Below are 2,801 nucleotides of genomic sequence, written 5' to 3' on the forward strand. Positions count from 1 at the left end.
ATTTTTATAAAACTTTACAACGTGTCCCATTTTGCACGTATCCCGGCTGTACCCCAAAAACGCCTCATGATTATCTATAGTTACAAGCATTGCACAATAATCAAGCTTTATTAGCTCCATTTGAATTGCTGCAATCCAATCACCTCTAATTCTACGTTTTAGTCGCTCAAATTCTTCTATTTCAGATTCCGTCATAATCCAAAATCCTCCATTTTTTTGCTAATATTCATGATTGACTGTTTCGCACTCTTGCAAATAGCCAACTAATGCAAACGGACACTTGCAGCCCAATTCTGATTCCAAAGAAGTAATATCAAGTCCAAACTCACCGCAAACAGTATCAAAAATTTCCCCAGAAGTTAACTCTAAATTCGCGTCTAATTCCTTAACTCGTGATTCAACTTTGGCTGGTTCCATAATGTTTCTAAATTAGATTGTTGGGATTTAATTACAATTTCTTCTGCGTATCTTCTAGCTAATGTTACCAAATACGGTTGTGAATAGCTTTTGGCAAATCCCCTGTAATACTCAATCCCATTCCAAATAAATCTTAAACAAGTGTAGGATCTTTCACCTTTTTCAGAATAAACAAGCACAAAACCGTGTGGAGTTGCAACTTGCCCTTTGGCATAATTTCGGCCGTCTTCCCACTCAATATCCCAGATCCCATAAGTTTTGATGTTTGATTTTTTGTTGTTCATAAGATACCTTAAATAAATTTAGCTACTTCTTCACAAGTTGAAAGGTTCCCACTTAATCTTAGTCCCATAGACAACTCTATTGCCCCATGACCTCGTGTTTGTGGGTGCTTGTCCAAATCGCTGCAAATTGAGTCAATCGCGTCTCCCGCTTGACCTAATTCCCTTTTCGTCACTTGATACTTAAAACTACTAAAATTAATGTATCAATAATCATGATTGATTTCCTGTCCAAGGATTTAAAGCACTCCGAGAAATATTTTGGCTTCAGCCAAGCTTATCAAACCAGTTCAAGTTAGGACTTTCCCCATTTTTTCGTCGGTCAGCCTCAGCACAAGCCTTTTCATAAACCTCATCCCAGCCACGAAGAAAGTCCTTTTCATAAGATGCTAAATCTTTGTCTAGGATAGCGCTTTCAAGCGAGACAGCCTGCACTATCTCTTCAAAGCTTTGAAAATATCCAGGCTCAATTGCGATTGCTGACAAAAACCTCACGGAATTGTTTTTAAACTCTTGATGGCATAGCTCTAATGCATCTGATTTCATACTCCTACCCTTGAGAATTATTTGGACTGAGAAACGGTTTTCTAGGTGACTTGATAAGTTCCGTAAAAATATCTTATCAAATAGATTGAATTACCAGTTATTGAATAAGAGCAATCTACTATAGTTAGTCAATTAATTAATTAATTTTTCTCACTTGGAATCCTTCAACATACTCGTCAAAAGTTCCGACATCTCCCACAGGTCTAGTGATTGATCTGTTTGATTATTGAGTAGAGAATTTCGCGCTCACCTTGAGGATCTACAATGAAACACTGTTGTCCAATTGCATCATGACGCAGAACAACAACAACGCGCGACTGTGGGCAAACTCCCAAACAACTGGTGCTGACAACCCGATATTTACCCCACAATCCATCAAATTTTATCCGAGATTTCAGCCAGTTCTGCAACTCTTCTGAAGCTGTTGTACCTCTATTAATTCGATGAGAACTCCCGGAAAATTGCTCTACTGTACACTGTGAACAAACTAGCACCAACCCGTTCTGCCACTGGGGAACGAAAGTGGGAATGGGAGGAATAGGAGTCTCTGGCGGGTGATAAGAAGGAGGAGAACTTGGTTTATCAGTGGATGATAACTGCTGAAAAATTTGCCGGATTAGCGCCAAGATACGTTTGAGCAGTTTCTTCATGGATGAATGGCTTTGCTATTTCTCCAATAGCATCACCTAAATTGACCGTTGAGTTTGTTCTAACAGTGAAGGTATTCTATGAAGTTTTTTGTTGCAAGTAAGTAACTGCTGATATCACTCACTGATAGCAACGATTTATCAAGCAGGGGTATAGAAGCGAGTATAGACTTCTCAGGCAAGCCCCAACATGAGCAGATCCTATTGGTGTGGATCATACCTGCAAGTGGTAATCGCGTTGCAAACATAAGCTAATTTTATCAGCCAACGAGATAATGCGGGTTGTAGCGTTCGTCCTGTCCGGCTGATTCATAAGCCTGGGTTAAGCGCGTGTCATCGCTCACGAAATAGATAGGTTTCCAGGCGTTTAGACAATGTAAGCTAGACCCTATGAAAATAAACCGCTTCGGCAGAGCAGAAATCCTCAGCCCTGACCAAATTAATCTCCTATTTAACGAGGGCTTTGTCAACCCACGCGATCGCGCTTTGTTCGGCGTGTGTCTTTATGCTGCTTGCCGAATTAACGAAGCTTGTACTTTGGCGGTAAATGACGTGTTTGGCAGCAATGGGGTTAGAGGGGTGTTGGTGCTACGTAGCGTTAACACCAAGGGGAAGCGGGACACTAGGGAAATTCGAGTGCATCCCAAACTGAAGCAGTATTTAGAAGAGTACAACCCCAACCGCCGCAAGGAGTTTTTGTTTCCTGGGCGGCATGGGTTGGGACATATTCATAAGGTCAGTGCTGACAAAATTCTCAGAGATACCTGTGTGCGGCTGGGCATTGAGGGCGTGAGTACCCACAGTTTCAGGAGGACGGCGTTAACCAGGATGAGTGATGCGGGGATACCGTTGCGCCACATTCAGGGACTTCCAACAAATAAAATCCCCAGTGTATAAGAATGATAATCAT

Annotated in this window: 5 protein-coding genes; 1 reads left to right on the forward strand and 4 read right to left on the reverse strand. The window is 41.4% G+C overall.

The genetic code is table 11. From position 1 onward, the window contains the following. From ACFE90_RS37590 to ACFE90_RS37605, 4 genes are all read right to left on the reverse strand, one after another. The coding region (locus tag ACFE90_RS37590) for a hypothetical protein (protein WP_375507310.1) at nt 1–195 on the reverse strand (195 nt) is incomplete at its 3' end. Between the two features lie 24 nt (nt 196–219). Continuing rightward, nucleotides 220–417 carry a hypothetical protein gene (locus tag ACFE90_RS37595; RefSeq protein ID WP_375507311.1) on the reverse strand — a complete coding sequence of 66 codons (198 nt, stop codon included), beginning with the start codon at nt 415–417 and terminating at the stop codon, nt 220–222. A 548-nt stretch (nt 418–965) separates the two neighbouring features. Further along, nucleotides 966–1,244, reverse strand: coding sequence for a hypothetical protein (locus ACFE90_RS37600; protein WP_375507312.1), 279 nt, complete (start codon nt 1,242–1,244; stop codon nt 966–968). 203 nt (nt 1,245–1,447) lie between these two features. Next, nucleotides 1,448–1,894, reverse strand: a complete 447-nt coding sequence (locus ACFE90_RS37605) for a hypothetical protein (protein ID WP_375507313.1) — start codon at nt 1,892–1,894, stop codon at nt 1,448–1,450. A 387-nt stretch (nt 1,895–2,281) separates the two neighbouring features. On the opposite strand from ACFE90_RS37605, the gene ACFE90_RS37610 reads away from it, so the two are divergent. After that, nucleotides 2,282–2,788, forward strand: a complete 507-nt coding sequence (locus ACFE90_RS37610; RefSeq protein ID WP_375507314.1) for a tyrosine-type recombinase/integrase — start codon at nt 2,282–2,284, stop codon at nt 2,786–2,788. Nucleotides 2,789–2,801 lie beyond the last annotated feature (13 nt).

Source organism: uncultured Nostoc sp., from assembly GCF_964245445.1.
GTDB lineage: Bacteria > Cyanobacteriota > Cyanobacteriia > Cyanobacteriales > Nostocaceae > Nostoc.